The organism is Streptomyces sp. NPDC004752 (genome assembly GCF_053601275.1).
On the sequence record NZ_JBSGBN010000040.1, the window covers coordinates 1 to 24,922 of the forward strand.

Here is a 24,922-nt window from a genome sequence, read left to right on the forward strand (position 1 = left end):
CGTTTTGGCCGGGGGGGGGCGGGCCCCCTACCCGGCGGGCGGCCGGTGGGGTCCTTCCCCCCCCCCGCCCGCGGGGGGGGGCCCCCCCCCCCGGGGGGCGCCCCCCCCCCCGGCGGGGCGAAGGTCACCCGGCCTGTTCCTGCAGGTCCGCTGCGGAAACGGGCGCGGGCATGCGCCAAGCCACGACCGCACCGGTCACGAGCCCCATGACGGCCAGCAGGGTGGCCACCAGGAATGGGTCGAAGGAGTGCAAGGACGGGGCGAACCCGGTCCCGACGCAGACTGCTACCCCGGTCGCACCGCCCAGCTGGTCAGCCGCGCGTTGGATGCCCGAGGCGGTCCCGGCGTCGTCCTCGGTGACGCCGCTGACCGCGAGGTACTGGAGCCCCACGATGCCGAACCCCATCCCGGCCGCGATCAGGAGCATGGCCGGGATCATCGTCATGCCGCCTGCCCGCAGGGCCGAGACGAGCGCGATCGCGGCCATCGCGGCCGCGGCAAGCACACACGCGCGTGCTCCCCAGCGGCCCAGCAGACGAGGCACGAGCATGGAGAACACGATCAGCGAGACCGCCAGAGGCAGCATCGTCAGACCCGCGCCCAACGGGCCGATGCCCAACCGGTCCTGCAGATAGAAGGTGAACAGCAGAAACGAGGTCGACACCCCCCCGCTCAGCAGCATCGTGGCCAGGTTGGCCGCCACACGCGTGCGGTTGGCGAAGAAGCGCAGCGGCAGCAGCGGGTTGCGCGAGCGTGTCTCGACCCGCACGAAACCGGCCCCGGCGGCCACCGCCCCGGCCAGCGCCCCCAGGACCACCCATGCGGGCGTTCCGGGTTTACCGGCCTCGACCACGCCGAAGATGAACAGCAGCGGGCAGGCGGTCAGCAACAGCGCGCCGTGAAGGTCCAGCCGCGGGGCGTCCTTGGCCACGGGCCGGTCCCCCTTGACCAGGAAGACGGCTGCCAGCAGCACGACCAGGATGAACGGAACCGAGACCAGGAAGATCCACCGCCACCCCAGGTGGGCGGTGACGATTCCGGACAGGACGAATCCGAGCACGAGACCGCAGCTGGCCACCGCCGCCCACACGCTCAGGGCCCGCGACCGACGCGGGCCTTCTGGGAACATCAGGACGATGGTGGCCATTGCAGCGGGCAGCGCGATGGCCTCACCGGCGCCCTGCAGCAGGCGCGCGACCACCAGCAGGGAAAACGTGGGGGCCAGGCCCGCCAGCAGCGACGCGGCGCCGAACAGGCCGGTGCCGAGCAGCAGCACGCGCCGCCGCCCGAGCAGGTCGCCCAGCCGGCCACCGAGCATCAGCATCCCGCCGCCGGTGACCGTGTACCCGACCACGACCCAGGTCAGGGAGTGCCCGTCGATGTTGAAGTCGGCGCCGATCGAGGGCAGGGCGATGTTGACCACGGTCACGTCGACCGCAATGAAGAACTGCAGCATGGACACCGCGCACAGCACCAGCCATGCGCGTGCCGGGGACGGGCTGTGCCCGCGGGAAGAAAGGATGCCTGGAAGCATCAGGTGCTCCGTCGCTCAGAATGTTCTGAGCAGCACAAACGTGCCGCTCCGGTCTGATCACGAAGCGGCTGGACGTCCAGGAGGAGTGTGTGAGTCGAACGTCCCGCCGCTAGCGGGACGTCCTGGTCACTGCGGCGCAAGCGGCCGCACACGAAGCAGCAGACATGCCGTGAACGCTACCAGGGCGGAGACGCCCGGCTCAGACACCTGCCTGTCGTCTCATCTCTTCACTCGTAGGCCCGTTCTGCAGAGCTTCCTGAGCACGGGAAGCTCGTCGCCGCGGAGCACCTATCCGCGCGACCTCTTACTGATGCATTTGGACATTGCGGGCCTTGTACTGGCCCGCAATATCCATCACGTCGACTCTGCCTCGGCGGGGAGAGTGCTCGGCCGAGCCTGGGAGTCGATGCGGAGGAGCCCTCGGCAGGCGTGTGTCAGGCGGTCGCTGCGGTCGGTGGCGTGAAGGGAGCCCAGTATTCGGCCGGGTTTCCGTTGCAGTACCAGAGCTGAGTGGCGGCGCCCGGCTCGGTGCTGTAGCTCTTGACGTTAAGGCACAGGCCCGAGTTTGGGTTGTAGAGCGTGCGGTCGCTGCGCCACTGCCAGCGCATGGCCGGGTTTCCGTTGCAGGGCCAGATCTGGGTGGAGGCGCCCGGCTGGGTGCTGTAGCTCTTGACGTTCAGGCACTGGCCGGAGTTCGGGTTGTACAGGGTTCCGTCACTGCGGTGCTCCCACTGTTCGGCCGGGTCGCTGTTGCAGTTCCAGATCTGAGTGGGGGCGCCCGGGCCGGTGCTGTAGCTCTTGACGTTCAGACACAGACCGGAGTTGCGGTTGAAGACGTGGCTGGGGGCGGCGGCCGAAGCACTGGTGGCCACGCCCACGGCGAGGGTGAGCGCGGTCAGCGAGGTCCCGATTGCGGCTGCGTGACGGCGCCAGCGGGCACGGGAGCGCAGTGGCGGGGTGGTCGCGGTCGAGGTTCGCATAAAGGTGTTCCCCAATCTATGAGGCAGACGGCAGGTGTCCGTGCCGGCTGTGCTGAGCCAGCACAGAACCCATAATTACCTTGCGTCATAAATTGGAAACCAAGAGTAGTAATGGCTGGTAGCGAGGGCGCGGTGGCGTCCATCGGAACAATTCTTCACGCGCCCCCTGGCAATCTCAGCGCTCCCGATGGGCACACCTCCCGGCAAGATCAATCTCGCCAGTATGTCCTGTGTGCCGACTGCTCAGTCGGGAATTACGCACGGGCGGAATACCGCCCGTTCCCCAGTACAGCGCGTCAAGTAGGCAGCGTCGACTGCCTGACAGTACGCCGTGGAACATGCCTGCGTAGCACCTGCCGTCCCCCTCTGGCCGACGGTGTCGAGCGCCACGGTGTTCTCCCGAAAGGTGGCACCGCCTGTTGAAGGCGGTCGCCCGGTGGGTGCCGGACGGGCAAGGGCTGTCAGGGGTCGCCGGGACTGCGCTGCTCGGCCAGCAGGCGAGTGCCCGGTCCCGGCGGGTTCGGTGTGGCGGTCATGGCGGGAAGATCTCCTGCAGCGTGCCCAGGGCACGGGCCAGGCGGAGGGCGAGGCTGTGGCCTTGGTCGGGGCCGTCGGCGAAGCCTCGGCAGATCGCCGGTGTCTCGGTTCCGAGGGTTCCGTGGCAGACCACGTGTCCCTGAGCTTGCCGTGCCTGGGTGACCATGGCTGCGACGCGGCCGGGCTGCAGGTCCATGAGGTTGCCCGGGTGGAAGATGCACGTGTCGCAGCGGTGGGCGCACACCCGAACGGCACCGGTATGCGGGTCGGCGACCTCGTCGTACGGCTCACCGTCCTCGGGCTCGACGCCGTCATCGTGGCGCATCGGAGTCTCGCCGTCGTCGCACGCGGCGTGCCGGTTCATCGTCGTCGTCCGCAGCCCGCGTGGCCGCAGCCGCCGCAGAAACTGCCGTCGTTGCACGGGCACAGGCAGGTACCCGTCTTACTATCCGGGCGGCCGTCTGCCCGCCAAGGGATGGAGACGCGTGTGTCCGGTGGCGGGGCGCTGTGGGGGTCGGATGCCGTGTACCGGATGGTGGCGGTGAGCAGGCTGGTGCGGGCCGTACGCGGGAGCCGGTCGAGCGCTTGCAGGCAGTACGCCACGTTCGGGTTGCCCGCCGTGACGGGGATCTTGCATCGGGCGAGGAGTTGTGCGGCGGCCTCTGCCACGGCCCAGGCGAGGGCTGGCGAGTCCAGGTGTGCGCGGTCCTCGGCCGGCATGTGGTCTGCTGCGTGGGCCAGCAGTTCGGCCAGGGGCGGGTCTTCCTCGTTCTCGGAGGCGGTGAGGAGATCGTGGGCGTGCTGGAGAATCCGGTGCACGACCGTGGGGTGCTGCGGCATGTCGATATCGGGCATGGACGAGGTCCTTCCGGAGCGGACGGGCTGGGGTGGTTCCTGGTCGGCCGGGGGGCGGGGGCCCGGGTGCGGGCCCCCGCATGGTCAACGGCGCCTGGTCACAGCCCGGTGCGCCGTACGGTGGCCTGGTAGCTGTCAAGGTCCTGGGTGAGCTGGTTCATCTGCTGGGCGAAGCGGGCGGCGTGCAGGTCGGTGGTGTGGCCCGTGTTCTGCAGCAGGCCGGTGACCGGGACGAAGGCCGGATCCAGGTGGGGGTTGACGAGGTCGCCGAGGCGGTCGCGCACGTGGGCGGCGTGGCGGCGGAGTTTGCCGTGCAGCCGGTCCGCCTCGCGGGCGGTGCGCAGGACCAAGTCGGCCGGTTCGCCCAGCGCGGTGCCTCGCTCCTGGCTCTGGGGGTCAAGGAGCTGAAGGCCGTCCTCGCCGAGGCTCATGCGAAGGGCCTCGTTCCCCGGGGTACGTCGGGTTGGGCCGTTGGAACCGGGCGCGGCGGGCAGGGGCATTGGCTGGGTCGTCGGTGCCACGGAGGCGGCTGATGTGGTTGGTCATGGCGGCAGGGTCCTTTTCCGTGGTGGGTGGTTGGAGGTCAGAGGGTTTCGCCGTAGGAGCAGGTGCAGGTGTGGCCTTCGTCCCGGGTGAAGGTGTCCGGGAGCCTGTCGGTGTGCATGGCCTCCTCGGGCTTGAGCGGCGGGTGGGCCAGGTGGGTACCGAGGTCGGCCAGGTGTCGGATCTCGGCGAGGGGTACCGTCCCGCTGCACTCGGGGCAGGGGCCGAGGAGTTCGAACGGGTCGTCGTCGTAGATCGGGGATCGGGCGAGGAAGGTGTATGTCTCACCGGTGTCAGGGCAGGTGGCGGTGGCCAGGATGGGCTCGCCCGGGGTAGTGCGGCGGCGCAGCCAGTCCGGGGTGGTGGTGATCTGGTCCAGTCCGATTCCGAGGGCGGCGGCCAGCCGTACGGCGGTGCGGGCGTGTTCCTCGCCCCGGTAGGGGCCGTGCAGGCTGATGACGTTGTGGTGGCGGATGAAGGTGGCGGCGGCGTGGGCGCGTTCGGCGAGCGACGGCATGGCGTGGGACTCCTTCGCTGGGCTGGTCGGTTCGGTGCCGGGTGGCGGGGTGCCGCCCCGGGCGGGGCCGGGGCGGCACCAGATGGGTCAGGGGGTGGTGGCGAGGGCCGTGGTGGCTGCCTTGCCGATCGCGGCGGCGGCCTGGGCGGGGTCGGTGAGTTGCAGGAGGGTGGTGCCGGGGAGGGGGCGGGGTTCGGGGTCGAAGGCGAGCCACAGCACCGCGCATCCGGTCGCGCGCAGGGCGGCGATGCGTGCGGCCGCCTGTTCGGCTTCCCTGGGGTGGTAGTAGCCGTCGGAGGCGATCACCAGCAGACGGCCCGCCCCGGGCTGAGTCAGACCTGCGCCTGCTTCCAGGGCGTCGATGGCCTCGGCGAGGCTGTGCCCCATCCCGCTGGCGTCGAACTCGGTGACCCGGTTGGGGGCGCGGCCCGGTGCGGTGATCGCGGTGACCGACCGGTCGTAGGCGACGGTCGCGCTGCGGGAGTCGGGGTCGGTGAGGGCGGCGGCCTTGGCCACGATCCAAGCGGCCGAGGCGATCGGTTCGGCGGCGAGGCCCATGGAGCCGGAGACGTCGCATGCGATGCCCACCCGCAGCGGCGGCGTCGGGCCTGCCCGGTGCACGGTGTGCACCCAGGGGGTCGCTGTGGGGGTCGCGCCTGCGGCCTTCTGCGCGTCGCGGGCGAGGGCCTGACGCATGTTCAGGCGTCCGGGCGGGGCCGCCGAGGCGGTGACCGTGGTGGTGCGTTCCCGGTAGGCGGCGGCGCGCAGGGCCCGGGCGAGCTGCCCGGCCGCCGCCTTCTCCGCGCGGGTGGGCGGGCGGGTGCCGGTCACCGGGGACCGGCCGCGCCGGGATGTGGCCGTCTTGCCGGGGGTATAGGGGCGTCCGCCGGGCGCGAAGACCTTCTCGGCCGTCTTGGCGGCCTGCCGTGCGTGGGCGGCCTGGGCGGCCTTCGCCCGTGTCCGGGCCGTCTGGGTGGCGGCCACGTGTGATCGGGCTGTGGACTGTGCGGCCTCGTTCGCGGCCACCGCACCGAGGACCTTCCTGATCGCCTCGGCCAGCTCCCCTTGGTGCCCGGCGGCGGGGTCCGGGGCTGGTTCCGGACCGGAAGGGTCGGTGCCGAGCAGCTGGCACCAGGCCCGGGCGTGCTCCAGCATGGCCTGCTCGTCCTCGTCGCCGGTGGCGTGGGCGGCCGTCCAGATTGCCGCGAGGGCCTCGAGGAGGTCGGGGCCGACGATGGCGGTGACGGTGTTCTCCAGGGCGTCGGTCTCGTCCTCGTCGAGGATTCCGGCGTCCCGGCGGGCGAGGATCAGTCCGGCCGCCGCTGCCGCCCGCCACCGGTCGGCGGGGGTGTGGCTGGTGAAGCCTTCGAGGACCAGGGTCTGGACGGCGGCCCGCAAAAACCTCCGGTCGCCGGGGCGGCGGACGAGGTGGGCGTGCTCGGCGCGGGACTCCTCCAGCAGCTGGGCCGCCGTGTCCAGGGCCGTTCCGCACAACGGGGGCGGGGTCGTCCAGCGGCTGTGGGCGGCGTGCGCGGCCTCGTGGGTGAGGGCGCCCCAGGCGACCGGGTAGTTCTCCTCGTCGCCGACCCGGGTGGGGTCGACGGTGGCGGGGTTCAGCGGGGCGAACAGGGCGGCGTCGATCTCCAGTTGGGCCGTGGCAGGGAAGAACGCGGCGGGGGCGCCGGAGCGGGTACCGTGCTCGCAGGTGACGATCACGTCCTCACGCTCGGCGAGTTCCGGGAGGCGTTCGGTCAGGGCGGCGGCGATGCGCAGCCACTGTCCGGCCTGCGACCCGGGCCGGGGTTCGAAGGCGGGGCCGCCGTCGTCCTCCCAGCGGGCCAGGGCCTGTTCGGTTGCGGACAGGGCGGGCGGGGTGTGCTGGACGTGGGCCTGGGTGTGTGTGGGCATGGCGGATACGGATCCCTTCCAGGAGGGGCGGTCGTGGGGGGGTCCGGGCCCGGCGCGCTCGGCCGGGCCCGGGTGGGGCGGTCAGAGCTGGCGGCCCAGGGCCAGGGCGGTGACCGGGCGGCCGATCGCCTTGGTGACGATCTCGGCGACCGTGTCCCGGTCCTCCAGGGGGGTGATGCCGACCAGGTTGGCGAAGGCCGTCTCGGCGCCGAGGACATCGGCGATCTTCTGGAAGGCGATCAGTTCCCGTAGCTGGGGCGCCCATCCGACATCGCCCGCCTGCTGCAGGGTGGCAAGGTTGCGGGCGATCCGCACCGCCGTCCGGTTGATCTTCAAGGAGGCCGCCAGGTCGTAGTCGGAGCCGACCTGGATCTGCACGCTGAACCGGGAGGCGAGGGCCTCGGTGAGGACCGCGCCGTGAACGCCCGGGTTGTGTCCGGCGATCACGTAGAAGCCGTCGGCGGCCGTGATCGTCTCGCCCTTGTGGGCCTTGACCTGGATCTGCCTGCGGCCGTCCATCGCCGGATACAGGGCGGCCAGCACCTTCGGGGAGATCAGGGTGGCGTCGTCCAGGAGGAGGGCGCGGCCTTCCTGCATGGCACTCACCAGCGGTCCGTAGGCGAACTCGTAGCCGCCGCCCGCGTCCTGGGTGTATTCGCCGATCAGGTCGCCGACCGTGGTGTCGCCGTCTCCGGCCACCGTGATCAGGTCCGGGAAGGCCGCCTCGATCAGCGAGGTCTTCCCCGTGCCCGGCGGCCCGTACAGCAACACCGCCACCTGCGCCTCCCGCAGCCTGCGCAGCGCCTCGACATCCGGCAGCTGGGCCAGCGCCCTCGGGTGGTAGGTCTGCCCGTTGGGGCGGACGATCGGCACCGGCCGCCCGCCCGGCGGCGGAGCCGAAGCCGCCTGCCGGGATGCCTGGCGCGGCGCCCGAGGCGTGCCACCCGGGGTAGAAGGTGGCGGTGCGGTGTGCTGGGCTGCGGTGGCCGTTGCCGAAGTCGCTTGGTACGTACGGGGTTTGGAACCGGCCTGTTCCGCCTCACCCCGGCACACCAGCGTCTCGCACGCGTTGCCGACCGCCCCACCCGAATGCCCCAGACGGTGCGCCAGTTCCGTGACCGTGAAGACCCTGCCCGGACTCGCCGCCAGCACCTGGGCGATCCTCGCGCGCAGTTCGCCCGGGCGCGCCTTGCCGCCCGGGCCGGGCGCGGGCCCCGCGGGCGTCGTGGGGGAATTCGGCGCTGCGGAGGCGGGCTGCTGCCCGGCGGGGCCGGAAGGCGGGGAGGCGGGCGCAGGTGTGGCGGTGTTCGTCATCGAGAAAGTCCTTTCACCGGGTAACAGGGCGCACTTCACCCGTTATCCGTTTTCGGGCGGACCCCATTGGCGGGTTTTTCATTCCCGGCCTTTCCGGGAACTATTCAAATATAGCTCGACCCGCGCCCCACCTGAAGCAGTATTCAGGCTTGATAATGCTGGAATTCTCGTGAATTCACGACCGTTTTTCAGGGCATTTTCTATAGGCGCGACGCAAGGCGTCGTGCCCGGTGACCTGCACGACCGATTCCCAGGCACCCCCACGGCGCCGGAATTCCGGAAAATCGAGTGCACGCACGAATAGGCGGCCCCCGGCGCGGCCCCCGGCGCGGCCCCCGGCGCGGCCCCCGGCGCGGCCCCCGGCGCGGCCCCCGGCGCGGCGGCACCTTCGGCGATGCCTGGGTGCCGCCGCGCCTTGAACATGTGCAGGTGCCGTCAGGTGTCCTTGAACCAGACTGAACGAACCGGTGCGGAAGCGGAGTGAACAGAACAAAGAAGACTGATGGACCGGAGTGGGTGCGGCCGGTCGCCGGCCGTGACGTGCCGGGGCGGGGGGCCGCGGGCTGTTGGCAGATCGGGATGCGTTGCTGCACCGATATACAGTCGCCCTCGCCCGCCGGTGGCTCGCAGGGCCCCTGGCCTGCGTCTTCGGGTGGCGCGGGGGTGCCGCATCCAAGCGCGTACAGGGACACGGCGGCGGATACGACACCAGATACGACGGGGCGGACGCCAACAGGTCACCACACGGCGTTGCGAGGCACGCAGGGGTCGTGAGCTGCGTCTTTACCTGGTGTGACGGGTGTGGGTGCGGGGCGTGATGAGGGCTTGGGTTGCCGGGTCGGGTTCGAGGCCGAGACCTTTGAGGTGGCGAGTCAGGCGGGTGTAGGTGTGGCGGGCGGCGTCGTGGCGTCCGGCGGCCTGGTAAAGGCGGATGATGTGCTGGGCGAGGCGTTCGTGGTCGGGGTGGATGGTGCCCAGGTGTTCCAGCATCGCCAGGACGGTGTCCCGGTCGCGCGGTGCGGCGTCGGCGTGCTCGGCTGGGCGGGCCAGGCGGAGGGCGGCGTCGGTGGCCTTCATGGCCAGGTGTTCGCGGACCGTGTCGGCCCACAGGTAGTCGCTGCCGTGAGCGAAGGGGCCGCGGTAGTGGCCCAGGGCCTCACGCACAGCAGCCAGAGAATTATCGGATTCTTCTCCCGCAGCGGAGGCGGAGAATGCCTCTTTCAGGATACGGCTGAAATCATCCAGATCGGTTTCCATAAGTTCTGGATGGAGTTTGTGGAGTTCCCCTTGGAGGAGGATGAATTCCTGTGCGGTGATTCCCGTAGCGGCGCGCAGGGCGCGTCTGACAGCACGGCGGAGGTTTTTCAGAGCGTTCTGGTCACTGCCGGGGGCAAGGTGGAGTTTGTCGGCGATGTCGGAGGCGAGCAGGCCGGCGGGGTGGGCGGCGAGCAGAGCGAGGAATTCGCGGACTTCACCGCGGAGGTTGGTGCCGATGGGGTCGGGGTGGCCGCGGGCATAGAGGGTGACGGGGCCCAGGACGTGAAGGCGTACAGGGCTGGTCTGTGCCGGAGATGAGGCGCCGGCCGCGTGCGGGCGTGTGGGCACGCCGTCTGCTGGGGGCTTGGCAGGAGTGTCGGGAGGCTCTTTGCCGGTGTGAGGGGCGGGGGTGGGAAGGATGCGCAGGCGGCGCCGCTCGCCGTGGGCGGTGAGGAGGACGTCGGTCACGTCGCGTGCGGCGTCCGGCGTGAGGTGGAACAGCCTGAGCGGGCCAGGATGCCGACCGGAGGAGCTGGCTGAGGTGGTGGTGCCGTCGTCGGCAACGTGCCAGGAGTCGGCGCCGGGCAGCGGAATCCCGAGAGTGAGGACGATCAGGGTTGTGGGGCTGCTGCGGGCAGCCAGGGCCTGCAGTTGTCCGACGTGGACAGGGTCCGGCACGGTGAGCAGGAGGAGAGTGCCCGGCCCGGTCTCCGCTGCGCCGCCGGCATCTTCCTGCCCAATTACCACCGGGGTGGTGTCGTGTTCGTCGTGGGCGCGGGCGTGGGCGATCAGGTGCTGTTCGGCCCTCCGGACAGCCTCCGACAGGCCGGGGCTCTGGGTCAGGCCGGTGAACTGGTCGGGCAGTCCGGGCAGCAGACGCTCAGCCACCTCGTGGGGGACGACCGCGGTAACGCTCGAAGGGCCGGGGCGCCGACGTTCCGCGGCGGTGAGGATCCCGGTCAACAGAGCGCGGGCGGCGCTCTCGGCGCCGGGGCCGGTCCAGGTGCAGCCTCCGGGCACGGCCAGTTCGTCGAAGGGCACTTCGGCGTCCCCGCGCACACCGATGGTGACCGTGCCCGGGCTGCGGGGTGGCTGAGGCGGGGTACGGCGGGGGGCCAAAAGGTGGGGATCCTCAGGCTGGCGGGGCCGCAGGGCCGCGTGTGCGGCCTGTGCGGCCTTGTCCACCAGCGGGCTCAGTGCGGGGATGTCCGCCTCCTGGCCGGGCTCACGCCGACGGTGTTGGTGCCAGTACCAGTAGCGGCGTGCGGCCAACAGGCCGGCCGCGGCAGTGATGCCGATCAGGCTCGCCTCCCCCAGGCCGATAGCGGCCGGACCCGTCGTCGTACCTGTCTGTTTGGCCGTGGCCTCGCCACGCCGGCCGGGCTGTGCAGGAGTGTGCTCGCCGCCCTCCTCTCGGCTGGTGTCCGTGTGCCGGTTTGGAGTCGGCAGTGTTCGCGGGGTCTCGGCGGGCTTGGTGGGCTTGGTGGGTGTGGTGGCCGGTGCCGGATCTGCTGTGGTGGGGGCGGGACTTTGCACCGTGTCGGCCCGGCTGACGGGGACGGTCAACTGCCATCCGGGGCGGATCAGATCCGGGTCGGTGAGCCGGGCTCCGTCGCCTTGGACGCGGTTCTTGTTCAGTGCGTAGATGCGCGGCCATGTGAGCGCATCGCCCATATGCGTGCGCGCGATGTCCCAGAGGGTGTCGCCCTTGATGACCGTGTACTCGACATGCCGGACCGGCTCAGTCTCACCGTTCGTAGTGGAGGGTTCCGGTGTCGGTGTGGCCGTCGTGGTCTGCGTCGGCGCCGGCATGGCCAGGGATGCAGGCATGGGCTGCCCCGAGGCCGGAATGAGAGAGGCTGTCGCGGTGACGCGAGGCCGTGCCTCGCCCGGTGAGGGAAAATCCTGGGCAGTGGCTGTCTGGGGACGCCACAGGCCGATCAAGGCGACGACGAGCGTGCCGATGCACAGCGCGGCCAGCGAACCCTTCACGGACAGGGCGGCCACGTGTTCATGGTGGGCGTGGCGGTCGCGCAGCAACTGCGGGAGATGAGTGGCGTACCAGAGGGTCTCGCGGACCACGGTGCAGGCGAATGCGGCCCAGCACGCCCAGCCCACCATGGCGAGTATGTCGGTCATCAAGGGGTCGCTGACCGGCTGTGTCAGCCGCTGGCCGAACTCGGCCAGGGAGGAGACGTGTTCAGGCCAGGGAAAGCCGGTGGCCTGCCACAGGATCCAGGGCATCCCGGCCAGCAGGGCGAGCGTGACGGCCAGGGTGCCGACGGCCGTTGCGGCCGCGGTCAGGCGCTGGCGCAGCTGCGGTGGGTAATTCAGCGCCGGTTCGCTCTCGTCGGCCGGAACAGGGGTGGTGAATGGTGTTTATGGAGTGGTGCGTTCGGCGTGTGCGGTGCCGGTGGCGTGCACGGTAAGGGTGCGCAGGCCGATCAGCTGCAGGATCTGGGTGCGCTGATGGTGGGTGACGCGGACGGTGACGGCATCGCCCTTGACCACGGCGGTGGCGTTGTTTCCGGTGGAGTCGACGTAGGCACGTGCCGCTGCCACTGCTTTGTCGGCTACGAGGCGGACTTCGTCGCCGTGCCGTAGTCCGCCGATGTCCAGTTGCTGGGCTCCGGTGCGGGCGGCTTCCTGCGCTACGTCCAGGGCCTGGGCTTTGCCGGCCAGGGCAAGACCGCCGTCGACGACGATCCCCGCGAACAGCCACAGTGCGGCAAAGACACCCACGATGAACCCGGTGACCTGTCCCCGGTCGTCCCCGGCCGTAATCCGGATGCGGCCCCGTACCGGATGCGCGTGTCCTCGTCGTTTCACGGGGCGCTCCTGAAGGTGTCGACGACGGAGAAAGCGGTCCCGGTCAGCGGCACGTGGCCGGGCAGCCCGGTGCGGGTGAGCGTGCTCAGGTCAGCGGTGCAGGAGACCTGAGCCGTCACGGTGGCGCCCGGCAGGAGGCCGCCGGTGGCAATACGGACGCCCGGGCGCCTGCAGGAGGCTCCCGCCTCGCGCAGTGCCGCGCGCGCCGCCCGCTCCGCCTGGGTACGGGCATCCTTCTCGCTGCGTGCGAGGGACGCTGCACGGGCGGCCTGATGGGCGGCGTCCGCCACGACCAGGCGGGCATCTGCGAGCAGCCCGAAGGCCACCACGACCAGGAGCACGAGGACGAGCAGTGGCGTGACGAGCACCAGCTCCACCGCAGCCGAACCCCGTTCCCCGCCGACTCGTGCGCGGCGCATCTGCCGGATCATGGCCGGTCTCCGATGGGAGTGGTGATCCGCTCGGTGGGACCGGAGGCGGTGCCGGAAGCGTGCAACACCAGCCCCGGGACGGGCAGCACGCGGATCACTGTCCCTCGCACGCGCACACTGGTCTGTGTGGCTGTGCGGTTCGTGGTCACGGTCGGGCGGGTCAGTACCCGGCTGCCCAGTGCGGCCAGGCTGCGCCGTGCCTGGGTACGGCCGTCGGCCGCGGTTCCGTGCTCGGTGCGGGCGGAGGCCAGGGCCCGCTGGGCGGCGTACTGGGCGATATGCCGTGCGTGCCAGACCAGCGCGAACTGCACCACCAGCAGCGCCATCAGCAGCAGTGCCGGGACCACCAGCACCAGCTGGGTGCTCGCGGACCCGCGGTCGCCTCGCGGCCTGCGAAGGAACGTGGTCACCGGTTAGCCGCCCAGGTCGATGCCGTTCGCCTTGGCGGTGACCTTGGCGACGATGATGCCCACCACGGTCAGGCCCAGGACCGCCAGCAGAGCGGTGACCACGATGGTCTCGGTGGTGTAGCCCGCATCCGAGCGCGCATGCCGGCGGACTTCGGCCAGGCGAGCGCGTACCAGTCGGGCCAGGGTGTCGAGGTGCAACATGACGGTGCTCTCTTCTGCGGGTCTCTACTCGTGCGGCAGGGGGTTTCAGGTGATGGACATGACGTGGGCGAGGGCCGGGTAGCCGATCAGCAGCAGGAACGCGGCGAACAGTCCGACCACGGGCAGCGACATACGCTCGGTGGCGGCCTGGGCGGCCCCGTCGGCCTCCGAGATCCTGCGCCGCCGCATCGCCCGCGCCTTCGCCGCAAGCGAGCCGCGGATCTTCGCGCCCTCGCTTCCCGCGAGGCTCAGCGTCGAGGACAGCTCGGTCAGATCCGCCACAGTCAGGTGGCGTCCCAGTTCACCCAGGTGAGGCCAGGGGCTGGTACGGGTGAGCTGGGCGACATGCAGGGCGTGGCGCAGTCGCCCCGCCGCCCACCCCTGCGGCGCGGCCACGGCCTGGGCGAGAGCCTGCTGGATCCCGGCGCCGCCGGCCAGTGCGATCACCGTCAGGTCCAGGACGAGGCTGAGGGTGTGGCGCATCTCCCGGCGCCGCCTCGCGGCCTGCTGACGCACATTCAGATCAGGAGCGAAGAACAGCACGGCGGCCAGGGCCAGTGAGCCGGCCAGCGGCATCCACCAGCCCGCCTCGACGTTCACGCCGAGACGCAGCAGGAGTACGGCCATCCACGGGGCGAGGAGTCCGGCGATGGCGCAGACCGCTTTGCCCGCCAGATGGTGTTCCTCGTCCGTGCCGCACACCGTCAGGTCCGCACGCAGCGAAGCGGTGGGAAAGCCCAGTGCCCGCACCACCGGTACAGCGCGCCTGCCCAGCCGCGTGGCCCACTCCCCGTCGTCCGCCCCGCCCGCGCGTGCATCCACTGGTGGTACCGGGGCGTTGAGAGCGGTGAGGACGTCGGCGAGCGCGGGCCTCGGCGGGCGCAGGCCGTAGACGAGGGCGGTCGCCCCGGCGCCGAACAGCGCGCCGAACAGCATGACGATCACCGCGCACCCCCGGGGTCGCTACCCGCCGTAGCGGTCGGGCTGATGAGGCGGACGGGTTCCTCGATGCGGCCGACCGCGGTCAGGTAGGTAAAGCTCGCGGCGAACAGAGCACCCACCACCGCGAGCACCGCCTGCCCGGTCAGCGTGTTGAAGGGATCCAGATAGGGCCGGTTGAGGACCACCAGCCCCACCGCCATACCCAGGGTGACGATCACGGTCACCCGCACTCCGGTGCGCACGCTCGCGCGTCCGGCGTCGACGCGCTGCCGCATGGCCACCTGCTCGCGCACCGACTCCGCCAGCTCACCCAGCAACGGCGCCAACTGGCTCGCCTGCCGCTCCACCGCCATCACCAGGGCAGCCACCACCACGTCGGCCAGCGGGTCATCAACCTCCTCGGCGAACCCTCGCAGCGCGGCTGGCAACGGCTGCCCGGAGCGGACCGCGCCCGCCAGATCCCGCAGTTCGGGCTCCAGCGCGGCAGGGGCAATGTCCGTGGTCACCAGCACAGCCTGCTCCAGGCCGGCCGCGGCGGAGAGGGTGTCGCGCAGCATCTCCGTCCACAGGGCCAGCGCCTCCATCCGCTCCGTACGCCGCGCCGCATGCCGGTCCGGGCCCAGCAGACCAGGCAAGGTCAGCAGGGCAACCGTGGCCAGCACCGCCGCCACCGGCCATCCCGTCAACGCCCCCGCAACCAACCCGGCCACCATCGCGATCATCACCCTCCGCGTGGTCCAGTCCGCAGGCAGCCGCGCCACCAGCGCACGCCACAGGCCCGGCCGCTCTTGGCGCGCCGCTCGCCGCACCGCGCCATAGCCGATGGCCACCAGACCGAGCCCGAACACCGTCCCGCACGCCACCGAAATGCCCGTCCAACCGGCTGTACCAACCAGGCCGCTCACGATGCCGCCCCCCACCACGGAAAGGACCCACTCCGGGCATCCAGTCCAGCGGCAACCAGGTCATCGAGAGTCTCGGTACACAGCGGAGTAGCAGGCACGGCACGCCCGTCAGGACCCGGCCGGTAGACCTCATTGGAAATGATCTGCGCCCCGTCCGCGTCGATCACCTCACGAACCGAGCCGATCACCCGCCGACCCACCGCATCCCAGCCCAGGTGGACGACGAAGTGGACCGCGGAAGCCACCATCAGATTCGTCGCCTCCAGCGACAACCGCTCCGGAGACTGCGCGGCGTAGGAGGCGAGTTTGGTGAATACCCCGCGCGAGGTGGAGGCGTGGATGGTGGACAGCGAGCCGTCGTTGCCCTGGCTCATGGCGTTGCACATCGGGATGACCTCGGCCCCGCGAATCTCCCCAACGATCACCCGGTCCGGGGACATCCGCAGCCCCCACCGCACCAGCTCCGCCTGGCCGATGCCACCCTGCCCCTCGATGTTCGGCTCCCTCGCCTGCATGGCCACCACGTTCGGGTGCACCACCGGGTCGGAGTCCAAGCCGAGTTCGAAGGTGTCCTCGATCGTCACCAGGCGCTCCTGGGGCGGGATCTCGTGGGCGAAGGCCCTCAGCACGGTGGTCTTGCCGACATTCGTGCCGCCGCCGATCACGATGTTCTTGCGCGCTCGCACCAGAGCCTGCAGGAATACGGCGAGCTGCTCGTCGCACACCCCCAGCCGCACCAGCTCCGCCATCGACGCGGCAGGGAAGCGGTGGCGGCGGATCGTCAGCGACACCCGGCCCGTCACCGCCATCACCGCAAACAACCGCGACCCGTCTGGCAGCTGCAGGTTCAGACGGGGCACGCCACGGTCGAAGCGGCGCTCCTCACCGCCCGTGCGGGCAGCGAGGGTACGGACCAGCTCCACCAGCTCCTCGTCCGAGGCGGCCACCGGTGCCTCCTGGCGCCATGCGCCCGCCGCGTCCTTGACCCAGACCACATCACAGCCGTTGACGCAGATGTTCTCGACCGTCTGATCGGCCAGCAGCCGTTCCAGACGGCCGGTGCCCAGCAGCTCGTCCCTGACCGTCTGCGCGATCCGCTCCTCCGCCGCGGCATCAATCACCGGCCCGCCCCGGGCAAGCGCCTGGCGCCGCTGCTCCCCCAGTTCCTCGTCCAGCAGCAGGCCCACGGTGGCCCGCCGAGCCGCTTCATCCTCCGTCGGCAAACCCGCCGCCTCGCGTTCGCCTGCGTACGCCGCCAGCCGGGCCGCCACACGCTGCCGCACCAGCTGCGCCAGCTCCCGCTCGCCACCACCGGGCACCAGCCCGGGTGGCATCAGCAACTCGCTCATGATCCGCTCACCCCTGCTCCCGGCCCCTCAACCAGACCTGACCGACTCCTCACAGCCAGCCGCGCCACGTGGTCATCCGTCCCGAGGTCACCCTCCACGGCCCTCGCCCCGGCCGGGACTGCCTGCGGTGCGGCCAGCTCACGCGCCAGCATCCGTGCGGCAGTCAGCAGCGGTTGCGGCCGAAACCCGGCCATGCGCAGCACCCGGTGCCGGGAGCTGTTCATCGCAGCCGCACTCCTGGCATCCCAGGGCAGGAAGACCACCCGCCCGATACCGAGCGTGGACGCGATCTCCTCAGCCGGGTACGGACACGGCCCGACCACGGCGAGCGTCAGCCGCCCCGCACACGCGTCAACGTCCAGACCGCACGCGGACACATGGGTCAACGGTTCCGCCCCGCCCCGCGCCACCAGCACGACCCGGTCGGCAGCGTCGAGCAACGGCCCGACGTCTTCGCCCAGGCGCCCCGCATCCAGCAGCACCGTGCCCCGGTCACGGTCATCCCCCAGCAACACCCGCCGCCCGGACCCACCGGCCAGCAACCGCACCGCCTCCCGGCACGGGCCACGGCCGGGCACCGCGACCACCGCCCGCACCCCGAAGGGCAGTTCACTTGCCGCGCCCAGCAGAGAGCCCGGATACGGCTGCCCGGCCACCGCCGCAACATCCAGCAACGAGGGAGCAGATGGCAGACCGAAACGGATCATCAGGTCACCACCAGAGGAATCCGCCTCCACCACCACCGGCCGCACCCCGCCATCCGCCTCCGGCGGCCACACAGCAGCGAGAGCCAGCGCCGTCGTGGTCACCCCCGGTGCACCCGTCACCGACCCGAGAACGACCAGCCGCCTCACGGAGCCTCACGCCCCTCGGCAGGAAGCACCACCACACGCGGATGCTCAAACTGCGCTGCCCGCCGAGCCGCCCCGGTCTCCACCAGCACCGTGACCACCCGCAGCCCACCCGCAGACTCCGGCTCCCGTACCCCCGACACCCGCCCCGCCACCGCCGAAGCCACCCGTTCCTCATCGCCCACCGTTCCGGCACCGGCCGGACCGGGAAGGACCGCAACGCGCTCCCCGCGAGCAAGATCCGGTGGCGCACCACCCGGTTCGACGGCAAGTGCCACCTGCGAGAACCCCTTCGGCGGGAAGACCGCACTCGTACCCACCTGGCCCGCGGCCAGCAGCGACCCGGCCACCAGCGGAACCCTCACCCGCCGCCCCAGCACCCTGCCCCGATCCGCGAACAGCACCACACCCGCGTCCGCCGCCACCTCCACCACCCGCAGATCGCCCGGCTTCAGCACCCGACCGGCCGGCACATCGCGGGCCAGCACGAGAACCTGATCCCGCTCCCCCACCTCCTGCGCGACCAGCGTGAAGCCGACTGCCGAAACCACCACCGCCCCCACCCCGGCCCACACCCAGCCCAGCCTGCGCCGCCGGGCGCCCGTCACCGCCGGTGGCTGCTCCGGGCCCGGCCGGCGTGCGCCCGGCACCCGCAACCCGCCACCCTTCACGGCTGAAGAAGACAAGGAGGTACCCACCATTCACCTCACGATCAAGAGACTTCCAACGTCGTCCACCGGCCCGCCCTGCACGGGCCGCACCCTCACCCCGAGCCGTCAGCGCGTAACAACCGTCTGTACCTCATCCACCACCAACTGCCGCTCAGCAGCCATCACCAGACCCGGCACCACCCCGGTCCGACCACCCCCATGCCACTCGACGTCCCAGGTCACCTGCACCGGCACCGTGTACGCCCGGCCCGGCACGGACAACGACGCCCGACGATAGGTGTAACCGCAGTCCGGAGACGACGCCTTGGGGCTGTAAGCATCCGAATACGGGGTACCCGGGCCCCGGCACACCACCCGGCCGCTCTCGCCCATCGACCACACCGCGTTCCGCGGCCGGGCCGTCGCCGTCACCTCCACGCCCTCCACCGCAGCCGACACCGACACCGGCCCCCACGTGGAGCGCTCCACCCACATCCACGTGGGCACGTGCACCACCTGGATCAAATCCTCATCCGGACTCGTGTGGATCACCGGCTTCGGCAACTCCAATCGCTCCACAGCCCGCCGGACAACCGCCTCCACCGGAATCTGGTGTTTGCCTCCTGCTTTGCCCTTCTCCACCTCCTCAGAATCGAAGCGCGGAAGAATCCCCATGCCACCACCCAGGTCGTACTCCCAACCGCTCGAAGTGATCGCTGGCGGACCTTTCGGCCCTCCATTGCCCCCGGGCCTTGCTGCCCTTCGGCGGGGCACCCGTCTGCTCTTCCCTGAACCGCTCCGGCTCCTAGTGACGCTCTTCGCCCTCACGTCGCACGCGCCCGGGCCACACGCAACTCCGGCGAACTGCGAACCACCCGTGCCATCCGCCCATGCTGGTCGGATCGTGGCCGCTGCGAGCAGCGCGAAAGCACCCGCGACCGTGAACCAACCAACGGACTCTCTGCGGCAGATCAGCATGATCCAGCCTCGTACATGTAGAGGTCCGTGACCTTCCACGTTCCCTGGGCGCGCTGGACGGTCGCGTCCGTCTTGATATGGCCGCCGGGAACGTCGTCCTTCAGCTCGCCATTGCGCTTGTACAGCAGCCAGTCGGTGTCGTCCACGCAGTCCGCCAGCACCACCTTGCTGGCGCCCGGGGACACCACCTCCGGATGCACCTTTGGCGCCCCTTTGCTGACGAGTCCTTCCTCCTTGGACTTTTGCAACCCGTACTTCAGCAGCTCGAACGCACCACCGCGTGCGTGGTCATCCAGCAGCGGCGAAGCAGCGTCCGAGGTTCTCGACGCGACTGTCAGGTCGTGCCACATGGCCCGGTAAGCGGCGAGCGCATCAGCATGTTCCGTTACCGCAGGATGAGAAGCTGCCGTCGCGGCCGTACCCGCCGGCAGTGGTCTCGCGCCTGATGAGCTCCCTCCGCAACCGGCCATCAAGAGACCTGCGACCGCCCCGCCCACCCCAGCCAGGAGCACATTGGTTCGCCAGTGCGTCTTCATCATCCCCCACCTTTCGTCACCCTCCACACCTGCATAGGTACTCTAAGTGATCAGATGTGACTGGAGTTACCCTGAGACGCTCCGGCCAACCACAACAGGAGGATGAATCCCATCCTGTTCCCGACCCGCCGTTCTGTGTTGATAACCCACTTCACCAAAGAAAAGTGGCGCTCATCGCTCGAATGAGCGACGAGCATCACTTTCAGAGGCTCATCTACAAGCCCGATAAATCGCCTCGCTCAACTCCCCAGCCAAACACTCAGTTCAAAGCACTACGAGACTCTGAACCGGTCACGAGGAGCGGGGTTACCGCAAACCAGGCCGTCTTTGTCTTTTCTCGACCTCGAAATCCCCATGCCCCCTTGGTGAGTTCATGGACAATGTGCAGACCACGCCCGCTCTCGGATAGCACCGCACACAACGCCTCCAAGCCACCCCCACGGTTCTCCCGGGCGGGGGCATACGGCGCAGTGGCGGGGAATGCGGGAACCTCTGGGATGCGCGGATCATGGTCTTCGACTTCGCAGATGACCCCAGCAGCGGTGCGACGCAGGCGCAGCTCGTACGGTCCCACCGCGTGCTGGGTGGCATTGGCAGCGAGCTCGGAGACGGCCAGCACCGCGTCGCTGATCGCCTCCCCGCCGAAGCCAAGCTGGTCGAGGGCACAGCGCAGGGTGGCACGAGCCTGTGCCGGGGCGTCAGGGGTGTAGCTCGTCCAGCGCCACAGGACACACGGGGCGGCGCCCAAGGCGTCGTATGCGGTCATCGCCGCCCTCCACAGGCAGCGTGACGCCCATGTACGACGCGGCGGTGGCGGCCACATCCCGGGCGGGCGCAGTCGCGTGCTTCACACAGCACGAATGGGCCAGCCACCGTCACGAACGGCAGCAGCAACATAGCGGTGAATAGAATCGGCGCCACGGTAGGGACCTCCCCCGTTTGATCGTGACTGGGTCGCGACCACCACACCGTGGATCTCCGAAGAGCGGAACACCCCTCTGACCGGGTCTTTCAAAGACTTTCACTACAGGCGCCAAGCAGGCGCAGTTCCTCTTCCACACCGGTGACCGTCGTTGGCACCGAGGTGTCAGAATTCAGCCTGCGGCGTACGGCGCCCCCTCCCCCTGCTCCGCCGACGCACCCGCTGACCTACGTGGCCTACGTACCGAGGCGCTTAGAGCGTCCGCCAGTAGGTCATGGGCACGGTGAGGTCGGCGGCACGGCAGGCTCGAACTTGATGATCATGGAGTTGTCTACGCTCTGTGATCATCGGGAGAGTTCGTTGCCTGTCGTGCCTGCGTCCATCATCGCGCCGATCCGGGAGGAGTTCCTCGCGTTGCTGCCCGAACGGGAGGACAGGCACCCGCTGGGGTGCCATAATCCGCGCATCTCGGACGAGGTGGTCTTCGACAAGCTGGTCCTGGCTCTGGTGTCGGGCATGGGATACGAACGGGTCGCGGACACCAACTGTTCGGCGACCACAATGCGGCGCCGCCGCGACGAGTGGATTGCCGCCGGCGTCGCCGGGCACCTGGTCCTCGCGGCACTCAGGGCCTACGACCGAGTCGTCGGGCTCGAGTTGGAGCACCTGGCCGCAGACGGCTGTACCACCAAAGCCCCCTCCGGCGGGGAGACCGCGGGCAAGTCTCCGGTGGACCGCGGGAAACAAGGGCTGAAGCGGTCCCAGCTGACCGACGGCTACGGCATACCCGTGATCACGATCCCGGCCGGTGCCAACACGAGGGACCACACCCTGCTGCCCGAGACCCTCGACGAATTCGCCACTCTCACCCGCGCGTTGGACCATCTGCCCGAGAACCCGAAGCTGAGTCTGGACGCCGGCTACGACTACCAGCCCGTCTACACCGACCTCGCCGAGCGCGAGATCACCCCACGGATCACGAAACGCGGCACAAAGACGCCGATCCAGACCGACAGCCGCTGGGTGGTAGAGCGCACGAACTCGTGGATGAACAACTTCGGCAAGCTCCGCCGCAACACCGAACGACGCCGGATCTGCACCGAGTTCTACCTCGCCCTCGCCACCGCGATCATCACCGTCCGCAGCCTGATCCGAAGAGCCTGGTACACCCACCGATGGGACACTCGACTCACCAGCCCCCGCATCCGATAACCCCACCCACCACCTACTGGCAAACGCTCCTAACGACCTCTCAGTGAGCAAAAGCGCGCCCGCACGGCCAGCGGGCTACCGCTGAATGCCCTCCAGGATCAAGGACAGCAGGCGGTCGGCTCGTGGTGGTGCGCCGTTGTACGCGCGGGCGACGGCGGTGGTGAGCGCAAGCAGTTCGTCTGCTGCCAGGTCGGGGCGGATGTGACCGGCGGATTGGGCATCGCCAAGCAATGGCTGGGCAGTAGCGTGGATCAGGTGGTGCCATTCGACGAGTTCGGGGGTCTGCTCGTCAGCGTCGATCCGGTGGGCAGCGATGAACGCGTCGCGCAGTCCGCGGTTTCCCGTGATGTGATCAATGACCAAGCGCAGCCAGGTCGTCAACGCCTCGAGTGCCGGCCGGGTGGTGCGGAACTCCTCGGCAGCCGCGCACAGCCCGCGGAACCGATCGTCGTACACCGCCGTGATCAGCACCTGCCGCGTTGGGAAGTGCCGGTACAGGGTCGCGTTACCGACACCGGCGGCGCGAGCGATGTCGTCCAGTGAGGCGCCGGCGCCTTCGGCGTTGAAGGCCAGCGCCGCCGCGTCGAGAAGCCGCTGGCGGTTTCGCCGGGCATCGGAGCGTGACCGACCCTGCGCTCCGGGCGGTTGCGCGGGATGCACCGACGCTGCCATCAGAAGGCTCCCATTGGCTAATCGGGGATAATCCCCGTATTGTAGCCAATCTAAACGGGGAGAGTCCCCGATTGGATTGGAAGGAGCAGCCCATGTCCGAATCCCTCGGGCCAGCCGCCGTGGTCCAGGCAATCAACAGCGCCCGTCGCGTCGGCGACTTCGACTCCGCACTGGCGCACGTCGCACCCGAAGCGCTCGACCAGGGACGCCCTGTCAACCGGGAGGACTGGCAGCGGAAGTGGGAGCAGCTGGTGGCGGCTATCCCCGACATAGAGATCATCACCGAGGCAAGCGTGGAGAACGGCGACTGGGTCGCCAACCGCTACACCGTCCGCGGCACCCACACAGGCGACCTCTTCGGCAAGCCGCCCACCGGCCAACGCTTCGAGATCGTCCTCATGGACATGGTCCGCGTGACGGACGGCCGCCTCGTCGAACACTGGATGACCGCAGAGCCCATCTGATCGGGCGGCAACGCGTGGAACTCCTGGCGGATCGCAGCGCTCATGGACGCAGGCGCGACGGTCACGCGCCCTTCCGATGATCACAGAGCGTCAGACACTCCATGATCGTCAAGTTTGAGCCTTCGTGCCGTCCTGCTGCCGTGTCCATGACCTACTGGCGGAAGCTCTTAGGTCATCGCCCGGCTCGTGCAGGCGGACGAGGACACCGTGCGGGATGTGATCCACCGGTTCAACGAGATCGGCCTGGCCTGCCTGGACCTCGGTGGGCGGGAGGCCGTCCCCGCCTACTCAATCCTGACGACGAGGACTTCGTCATCCAGACGGCCACCACCCGCCCGACCAAGATCGGACAGCCCTTCACACGATGGTCCATCCGCAAACTGCTCGCCTAACTGCGCCGGGTCCACGGCAGGGTCATCCGCATCGGCCGTGAGGCCCTGCGCCGCCTGCTGGTCCGACGAGGCGTCACCTTCCCGCGCACCAAGACCTGGAAGGAGTCAACCGGTCCCGAATAGGACGCCAAGCTGGACCGGATCGAGCACGTCCTGGAACGCTTCCCCGACCGCACGTTCGCGTTCGATGAGTTCGGCCCGCTCGGCATCCGCCCCACCGCTGGCAACTGCTGGGCCGGGCAAGGCAAACTGGACCGGCTGCCGGCAACGTACGAGCGCACCCACGGCGTCACCTACTTCCACGGTTGCTACTCGGTCGGCGACGACACACTGTGGGGCGTGAACAGGCGCCGCAAGGGCACTGCGAACACTCCGGCCGCGCTGAGGTCGATCCGGGCCGCGCGCCCGGACGGCGCGCTCGTGTACGTGATCCTGGACCACTTCTCCGCCCACAACGGCAAGAAGGTCCTCCGCTGGGCGGAAAACAACATCGTCCACCTGTGCTTCACCCCGACCAACACCTGCTGGGCGAACCCGATCGAAGCGCACTTCGGACTGCTGGGACAGTTCACGCTCGCCAACTCCAACCATCCGAACCACACGGTCCAGACCTGCGAGCTGCACGCCTACCTGCGCTGGCGCAACAACAACGCCCGCCACCCCGACGTCCTGGCCGCCCAGCGCAAGGGTCGCGCCCGCATCCGCAGCGAGAAAGGGATCCGCTGGGGCGGCGGACTGGCTGCGGCCGCGTGATCAAGCCCCGTCCGGAAACCTCCTCAGCCACAGCATGAGATCTGGACAATGGGGCCATGCGTATTCGAGAGGTCCGGATCGAAGAACTGCCCCTGCTCCAGGACATCGAGCGAACGGCCGGGCGGTGCTTCCGCGATTTTGGCATGCCTGAGATCGCCGACGACGAGCCGCTGCCGCTCGATGAACTTGCCCGACACCAGCGGGCGGGGCTGGCCTGGGCGGCCGTCAACGAGTCTGATACTCCAGTGGCCTATCTCATCGCCGACCACGTCGACGGCTACCTGCACATCGAACAGGTATCGGTGCACCCAGACAGCGCCCGCCGGGGCATCGGACGGCGGCTACTGGACTACCTCGCCGAGCGAGCGGCAGCCCACAGCATCCCCGCCCTGACCCTCACGACGTTCGCCGACGTGCCATGGAACGCTCCCTACTACGCACGCTGCGGATTCCAGCCACTTGACGACAAGCTGCTCGGCCCCGGTCTGTTGGACATCCCTATGCGGGAAGCAGCCCATGGTCTGGACAGGTGGCCGCGGTTGTTCATGCACCGAGCCGTGTGACGCTTCCATCAGGGCAGTTGCGCGAACGGCATCAGAGCGGACCGCCAGCACCAACCGGGCGAACCTATGCGGTCACAGCGCTAGGCACCGTGCTGATCACCGCCACGACCTGCGAAACCACAACATACTCGGGGTGACCTGCTGGTGCCGTCTGGCCGAGTGGATGGGGGGCCGGGGTGTGGCCCCGCTGCACGAGGTCATCCTCGCCGAGCTCCGTAGCGCAAACGCCCTGGGACACTACTCGGACTGGAATGCCCACAGGTAGACGGCCGGGATGGTGCGACGGACGGTAGAGCCTAGTAGTCGGGGGGGGCGGGGGGGGGGGGCACGCCGGGGGCGCCCGCCGCAGAGGGGGCGTGGGGGCCCACCCGGCGCGGGGGGCGCGGGGGTGAGGACCGGGGTTGGGGGGGAGGCGGG

The 24,922-nt window shown here is 69.9% G+C and carries 26 protein-coding genes and 1 pseudogene; 5 read left to right on the forward strand and 22 right to left on the reverse strand.

Features of this window, described 5'->3' with window-relative positions:
• Positions 1 to 124 precede the first annotated feature (124 nt).
• From ACWEKM_RS18505 to ACWEKM_RS18540, 8 genes are all read right to left on the reverse strand, one after another.
• Positions 125 to 1,462, reverse strand: a complete 1,338-nt coding sequence (locus ACWEKM_RS18505) for an MFS transporter (protein WP_451622301.1) — start codon at positions 1,460 to 1,462, stop codon at positions 125 to 127.
• Positions 1,463 to 1,968: 506 nt separating this feature from the next.
• Positions 1,969 to 2,514 carry an RICIN domain-containing protein gene (locus ACWEKM_RS18510; protein WP_451622242.1) on the reverse strand — a complete coding sequence of 182 codons (546 nt, stop codon included), beginning with the start codon at positions 2,512 to 2,514 and terminating at the stop codon, positions 1,969 to 1,971.
• A 532-nt stretch (positions 2,515 to 3,046) separates the two neighbouring features.
• Positions 3,047 to 3,415, reverse strand: a complete 369-nt coding sequence (locus tag ACWEKM_RS18515) for a hypothetical protein (protein ID WP_451622243.1) — start codon at positions 3,413 to 3,415, stop codon at positions 3,047 to 3,049.
• On the reverse strand, positions 3,412 to 3,906 hold the full coding sequence (locus ACWEKM_RS18520) for a hypothetical protein (RefSeq protein WP_451622244.1): 495 nt from the start codon (positions 3,904 to 3,906) through the stop codon (positions 3,412 to 3,414). Before ACWEKM_RS18520 ends, ACWEKM_RS18515 begins: the two co-directional genes overlap by 4 nt.
• A gap of 98 nt (positions 3,907 to 4,004) precedes the next feature.
• On the reverse strand, positions 4,005 to 4,337 hold the full coding sequence (locus tag ACWEKM_RS18525) for a hypothetical protein (protein ID WP_451622245.1): 333 nt from the start codon (positions 4,335 to 4,337) through the stop codon (positions 4,005 to 4,007).
• Between the two features lie 152 nt (positions 4,338 to 4,489).
• On the reverse strand, positions 4,490 to 4,966 hold the full coding sequence (locus ACWEKM_RS18530) for a hypothetical protein (protein ID WP_451622246.1): 477 nt from the start codon (positions 4,964 to 4,966) through the stop codon (positions 4,490 to 4,492).
• An 87-nt stretch (positions 4,967 to 5,053) separates the two neighbouring features.
• Positions 5,054 to 6,874: a hypothetical protein gene (locus ACWEKM_RS18535; RefSeq protein ID WP_451622247.1), complete on the reverse strand. Its 1,821-nt coding sequence runs from the start codon at positions 6,872 to 6,874 to the stop codon at positions 5,054 to 5,056.
• Between the two features lie 81 nt (positions 6,875 to 6,955).
• Positions 6,956 to 8,035 carry an AAA family ATPase gene (locus ACWEKM_RS18540; RefSeq protein WP_451622302.1) on the reverse strand — a complete coding sequence of 360 codons (1,080 nt, stop codon included), beginning with the start codon at positions 8,033 to 8,035 and terminating at the stop codon, positions 6,956 to 6,958.
• Here ACWEKM_RS18540 and ACWEKM_RS18545 point away from each other — a divergent pair.
• Positions 7,989 to 8,492, forward strand: coding sequence for a hypothetical protein (locus ACWEKM_RS18545; protein ID WP_451622305.1), 504 nt, complete (start codon positions 7,989 to 7,991; stop codon positions 8,490 to 8,492). The genes ACWEKM_RS18540 and ACWEKM_RS18545 overlap by 47 nt on opposite strands.
• A gap of 479 nt (positions 8,493 to 8,971) precedes the next feature.
• Here ACWEKM_RS18545 and ACWEKM_RS18550 read toward each other — a convergent pair whose 3' ends face one another.
• The 13 genes from ACWEKM_RS18550 to ACWEKM_RS18610 all read right to left on the reverse strand — a co-directional run bounded on the left by ACWEKM_RS18550 (position 8,972) and on the right by ACWEKM_RS18610 (position 20,293).
• Positions 8,972 to 11,689, reverse strand: a complete 2,718-nt coding sequence (locus ACWEKM_RS18550; RefSeq protein WP_451622248.1) for a BTAD domain-containing putative transcriptional regulator — start codon at positions 11,687 to 11,689, stop codon at positions 8,972 to 8,974.
• Between the two features lie 135 nt (positions 11,690 to 11,824).
• Positions 11,825 to 12,274, reverse strand: coding sequence for a pilus assembly protein TadG-related protein (locus tag ACWEKM_RS18555; protein WP_451622249.1), 450 nt, complete (start codon positions 12,272 to 12,274; stop codon positions 11,825 to 11,827).
• The gene (locus ACWEKM_RS18560; RefSeq protein ID WP_451622303.1) at positions 12,271 to 12,651 is read right to left on the reverse strand and encodes a TadE/TadG family type IV pilus assembly protein; all 381 of its coding nucleotides are present in this window, start codon (positions 12,649 to 12,651) and stop codon (positions 12,271 to 12,273) included. Before ACWEKM_RS18560 ends, ACWEKM_RS18555 begins: the two co-directional genes overlap by 4 nt.
• Positions 12,652 to 12,701: 50 nt before the next feature.
• Positions 12,702 to 13,115 (reverse strand): TadE/TadG family type IV pilus assembly protein, encoded by a 414-nt coding sequence (locus ACWEKM_RS18565; RefSeq protein WP_451622250.1) that lies wholly within the window; start codon positions 13,113 to 13,115, stop codon positions 12,702 to 12,704.
• 3 nt (positions 13,116 to 13,118) lie between these two features.
• A complete protein-coding gene (locus tag ACWEKM_RS18570; protein WP_451622251.1) occupies positions 13,119 to 13,316 on the reverse strand; it encodes a hypothetical protein in 198 nt (65 codons plus the stop codon).
• 45 nt (positions 13,317 to 13,361) lie between these two features.
• Positions 13,362 to 14,261, reverse strand: a complete 900-nt coding sequence (locus ACWEKM_RS18575; RefSeq protein ID WP_451622252.1) for a type II secretion system F family protein — start codon at positions 14,259 to 14,261, stop codon at positions 13,362 to 13,364.
• On the reverse strand, positions 14,258 to 15,163 hold the full coding sequence (locus tag ACWEKM_RS18580) for a type II secretion system F family protein (RefSeq protein WP_451622253.1): 906 nt from the start codon (positions 15,161 to 15,163) through the stop codon (positions 14,258 to 14,260). The genes ACWEKM_RS18575 and ACWEKM_RS18580 overlap by 4 nt, the downstream gene beginning before the upstream one ends.
• Complete coding sequence (locus ACWEKM_RS18585; RefSeq protein ID WP_451622254.1) at positions 15,160 to 16,512, reverse strand: CpaF family protein; 1,353 nt, start codon at positions 16,510 to 16,512, stop codon at positions 15,160 to 15,162. Before ACWEKM_RS18585 ends, ACWEKM_RS18580 begins: the two co-directional genes overlap by 4 nt.
• On the reverse strand, positions 16,509 to 17,255 hold the full coding sequence (locus ACWEKM_RS18590; protein ID WP_451622255.1) for a hypothetical protein: 747 nt from the start codon (positions 17,253 to 17,255) through the stop codon (positions 16,509 to 16,511). Before ACWEKM_RS18590 ends, ACWEKM_RS18585 begins: the two co-directional genes overlap by 4 nt.
• 107 nt (positions 17,256 to 17,362) lie before the next feature.
• Positions 17,363 to 17,938 carry an SAF domain-containing protein gene (locus ACWEKM_RS18595; RefSeq protein ID WP_451622256.1) on the reverse strand — a complete coding sequence of 192 codons (576 nt, stop codon included), beginning with the start codon at positions 17,936 to 17,938 and terminating at the stop codon, positions 17,363 to 17,365.
• Between the two features lie 201 nt (positions 17,939 to 18,139).
• The gene (locus tag ACWEKM_RS18600) at positions 18,140 to 18,688 is read right to left on the reverse strand and encodes a hypothetical protein (RefSeq protein WP_451622257.1); all 549 of its coding nucleotides are present in this window, start codon (positions 18,686 to 18,688) and stop codon (positions 18,140 to 18,142) included.
• A 296-nt stretch (positions 18,689 to 18,984) separates the two neighbouring features.
• The gene (locus tag ACWEKM_RS18605; RefSeq protein WP_451622258.1) at positions 18,985 to 19,530 is read right to left on the reverse strand and encodes a hypothetical protein; all 546 of its coding nucleotides are present in this window, start codon (positions 19,528 to 19,530) and stop codon (positions 18,985 to 18,987) included.
• Between the two features lie 256 nt (positions 19,531 to 19,786).
• Entirely contained in the window at positions 19,787 to 20,293 is a 507-nt protein-coding gene (locus ACWEKM_RS18610; RefSeq protein WP_451622259.1) for an ATP-binding protein, read from the reverse strand.
• A gap of 516 nt (positions 20,294 to 20,809) precedes the next feature.
• Here ACWEKM_RS18610 and ACWEKM_RS18615 point away from each other — a divergent pair.
• Positions 20,810 to 21,661 (forward strand): IS5 family transposase, encoded by an 852-nt coding sequence (locus ACWEKM_RS18615; protein ID WP_451622260.1) that lies wholly within the window; start codon positions 20,810 to 20,812, stop codon positions 21,659 to 21,661.
• 75 nt (positions 21,662 to 21,736) lie between these two features.
• On the opposite strand, the gene ACWEKM_RS18620 is transcribed toward ACWEKM_RS18615, so the two are convergent.
• Positions 21,737 to 22,333 (reverse strand): TetR/AcrR family transcriptional regulator, encoded by a 597-nt coding sequence (locus ACWEKM_RS18620; protein ID WP_451622261.1) that lies wholly within the window; start codon positions 22,331 to 22,333, stop codon positions 21,737 to 21,739.
• A gap of 92 nt (positions 22,334 to 22,425) precedes the next feature.
• Here ACWEKM_RS18620 and ACWEKM_RS18625 point away from each other — a divergent pair, with 92 nt between their 5' ends.
• The 3 genes and pseudogenes from ACWEKM_RS18625 to ACWEKM_RS18635 all read left to right on the forward strand — a co-directional run bounded on the left by ACWEKM_RS18625 (position 22,426) and on the right by ACWEKM_RS18635 (position 24,505).
• Positions 22,426 to 22,797 (forward strand): ester cyclase, encoded by a 372-nt coding sequence (locus ACWEKM_RS18625; protein ID WP_383045435.1) that lies wholly within the window; start codon positions 22,426 to 22,428, stop codon positions 22,795 to 22,797.
• Positions 22,798 to 22,968: 171 nt separating this feature from the next.
• Positions 22,969 to 23,942 (forward strand): annotated as a pseudogene (locus tag ACWEKM_RS18630) (IS630 family transposase); the annotation flags it as partial.
• 56 nt (positions 23,943 to 23,998) lie between these two features.
• Positions 23,999 to 24,505 carry a GNAT family N-acetyltransferase gene (locus ACWEKM_RS18635; protein WP_451622262.1) on the forward strand — a complete coding sequence of 169 codons (507 nt, stop codon included), beginning with the start codon at positions 23,999 to 24,001 and terminating at the stop codon, positions 24,503 to 24,505.
• Positions 24,506 to 24,922: the final 417 nt, after the last annotated feature.

What these genes read in the sequence shown, in the direction of transcription:
- ACWEKM_RS18510 (WP_451622242.1), bottom strand. Translation starts at nt 2,514, where the DNA reads ATGCGAACCTCGACCGCGACCACCCCGCCACTGCGCTCCCGTGCCCGC.
- ACWEKM_RS18515 (WP_451622243.1), bottom strand. Translation starts at nt 3,415, where the DNA reads ATGAACCGGCACGCCGCGTGCGACGACGGCGAGACTCCGATGCGCCAC.
- ACWEKM_RS18520 (WP_451622244.1), bottom strand. Translation starts at nt 3,906, where the DNA reads ATGCCCGATATCGACATGCCGCAGCACCCCACGGTCGTGCACCGGATT.
- ACWEKM_RS18525 (WP_451622245.1), bottom strand. Translation starts at nt 4,337, where the DNA reads ATGAGCCTCGGCGAGGACGGCCTTCAGCTCCTTGACCCCCAGAGCCAG.
- ACWEKM_RS18530 (WP_451622246.1), bottom strand. Translation starts at nt 4,966, where the DNA reads ATGCCGTCGCTCGCCGAACGCGCCCACGCCGCCGCCACCTTCATCCGC.
- ACWEKM_RS18535 (WP_451622247.1), bottom strand. Translation starts at nt 6,874, where the DNA reads ATGCCCACACACACCCAGGCCCACGTCCAGCACACCCCGCCCGCCCTG.
- ACWEKM_RS18550 (WP_451622248.1), bottom strand. Translation starts at nt 11,689, where the DNA reads ATGCCCTGGATCCTGTGGCAGGCCACCGGCTTTCCCTGGCCTGAACAC.
- ACWEKM_RS18570 (WP_451622251.1), bottom strand. Translation starts at nt 13,316, where the DNA reads ATGTTGCACCTCGACACCCTGGCCCGACTGGTACGCGCTCGCCTGGCC.
- ACWEKM_RS18585 (WP_451622254.1), bottom strand. Translation starts at nt 16,512, where the DNA reads ATGAGCGAGTTGCTGATGCCACCCGGGCTGGTGCCCGGTGGTGGCGAG.
- ACWEKM_RS18600 (WP_451622257.1), bottom strand. Translation starts at nt 18,688, where the DNA reads ATGGGGATTCTTCCGCGCTTCGATTCTGAGGAGGTGGAGAAGGGCAAA.
- ACWEKM_RS18605 (WP_451622258.1), bottom strand. Translation starts at nt 19,530, where the DNA reads ATGATGAAGACGCACTGGCGAACCAATGTGCTCCTGGCTGGGGTGGGC.
- ACWEKM_RS18610 (WP_451622259.1), bottom strand. Translation starts at nt 20,293, where the DNA reads ATGACCGCATACGACGCCTTGGGCGCCGCCCCGTGTGTCCTGTGGCGC.
- ACWEKM_RS18620 (WP_451622261.1), bottom strand. Translation starts at nt 22,333, where the DNA reads ATGGCAGCGTCGGTGCATCCCGCGCAACCGCCCGGAGCGCAGGGTCGG.
- ACWEKM_RS18625 (WP_383045435.1), top strand. Translation starts at nt 22,426, where the DNA reads ATGTCCGAATCCCTCGGGCCAGCCGCCGTGGTCCAGGCAATCAACAGC.
- ACWEKM_RS18635 (WP_451622262.1), top strand. Translation starts at nt 23,999, where the DNA reads ATGCGTATTCGAGAGGTCCGGATCGAAGAACTGCCCCTGCTCCAGGAC.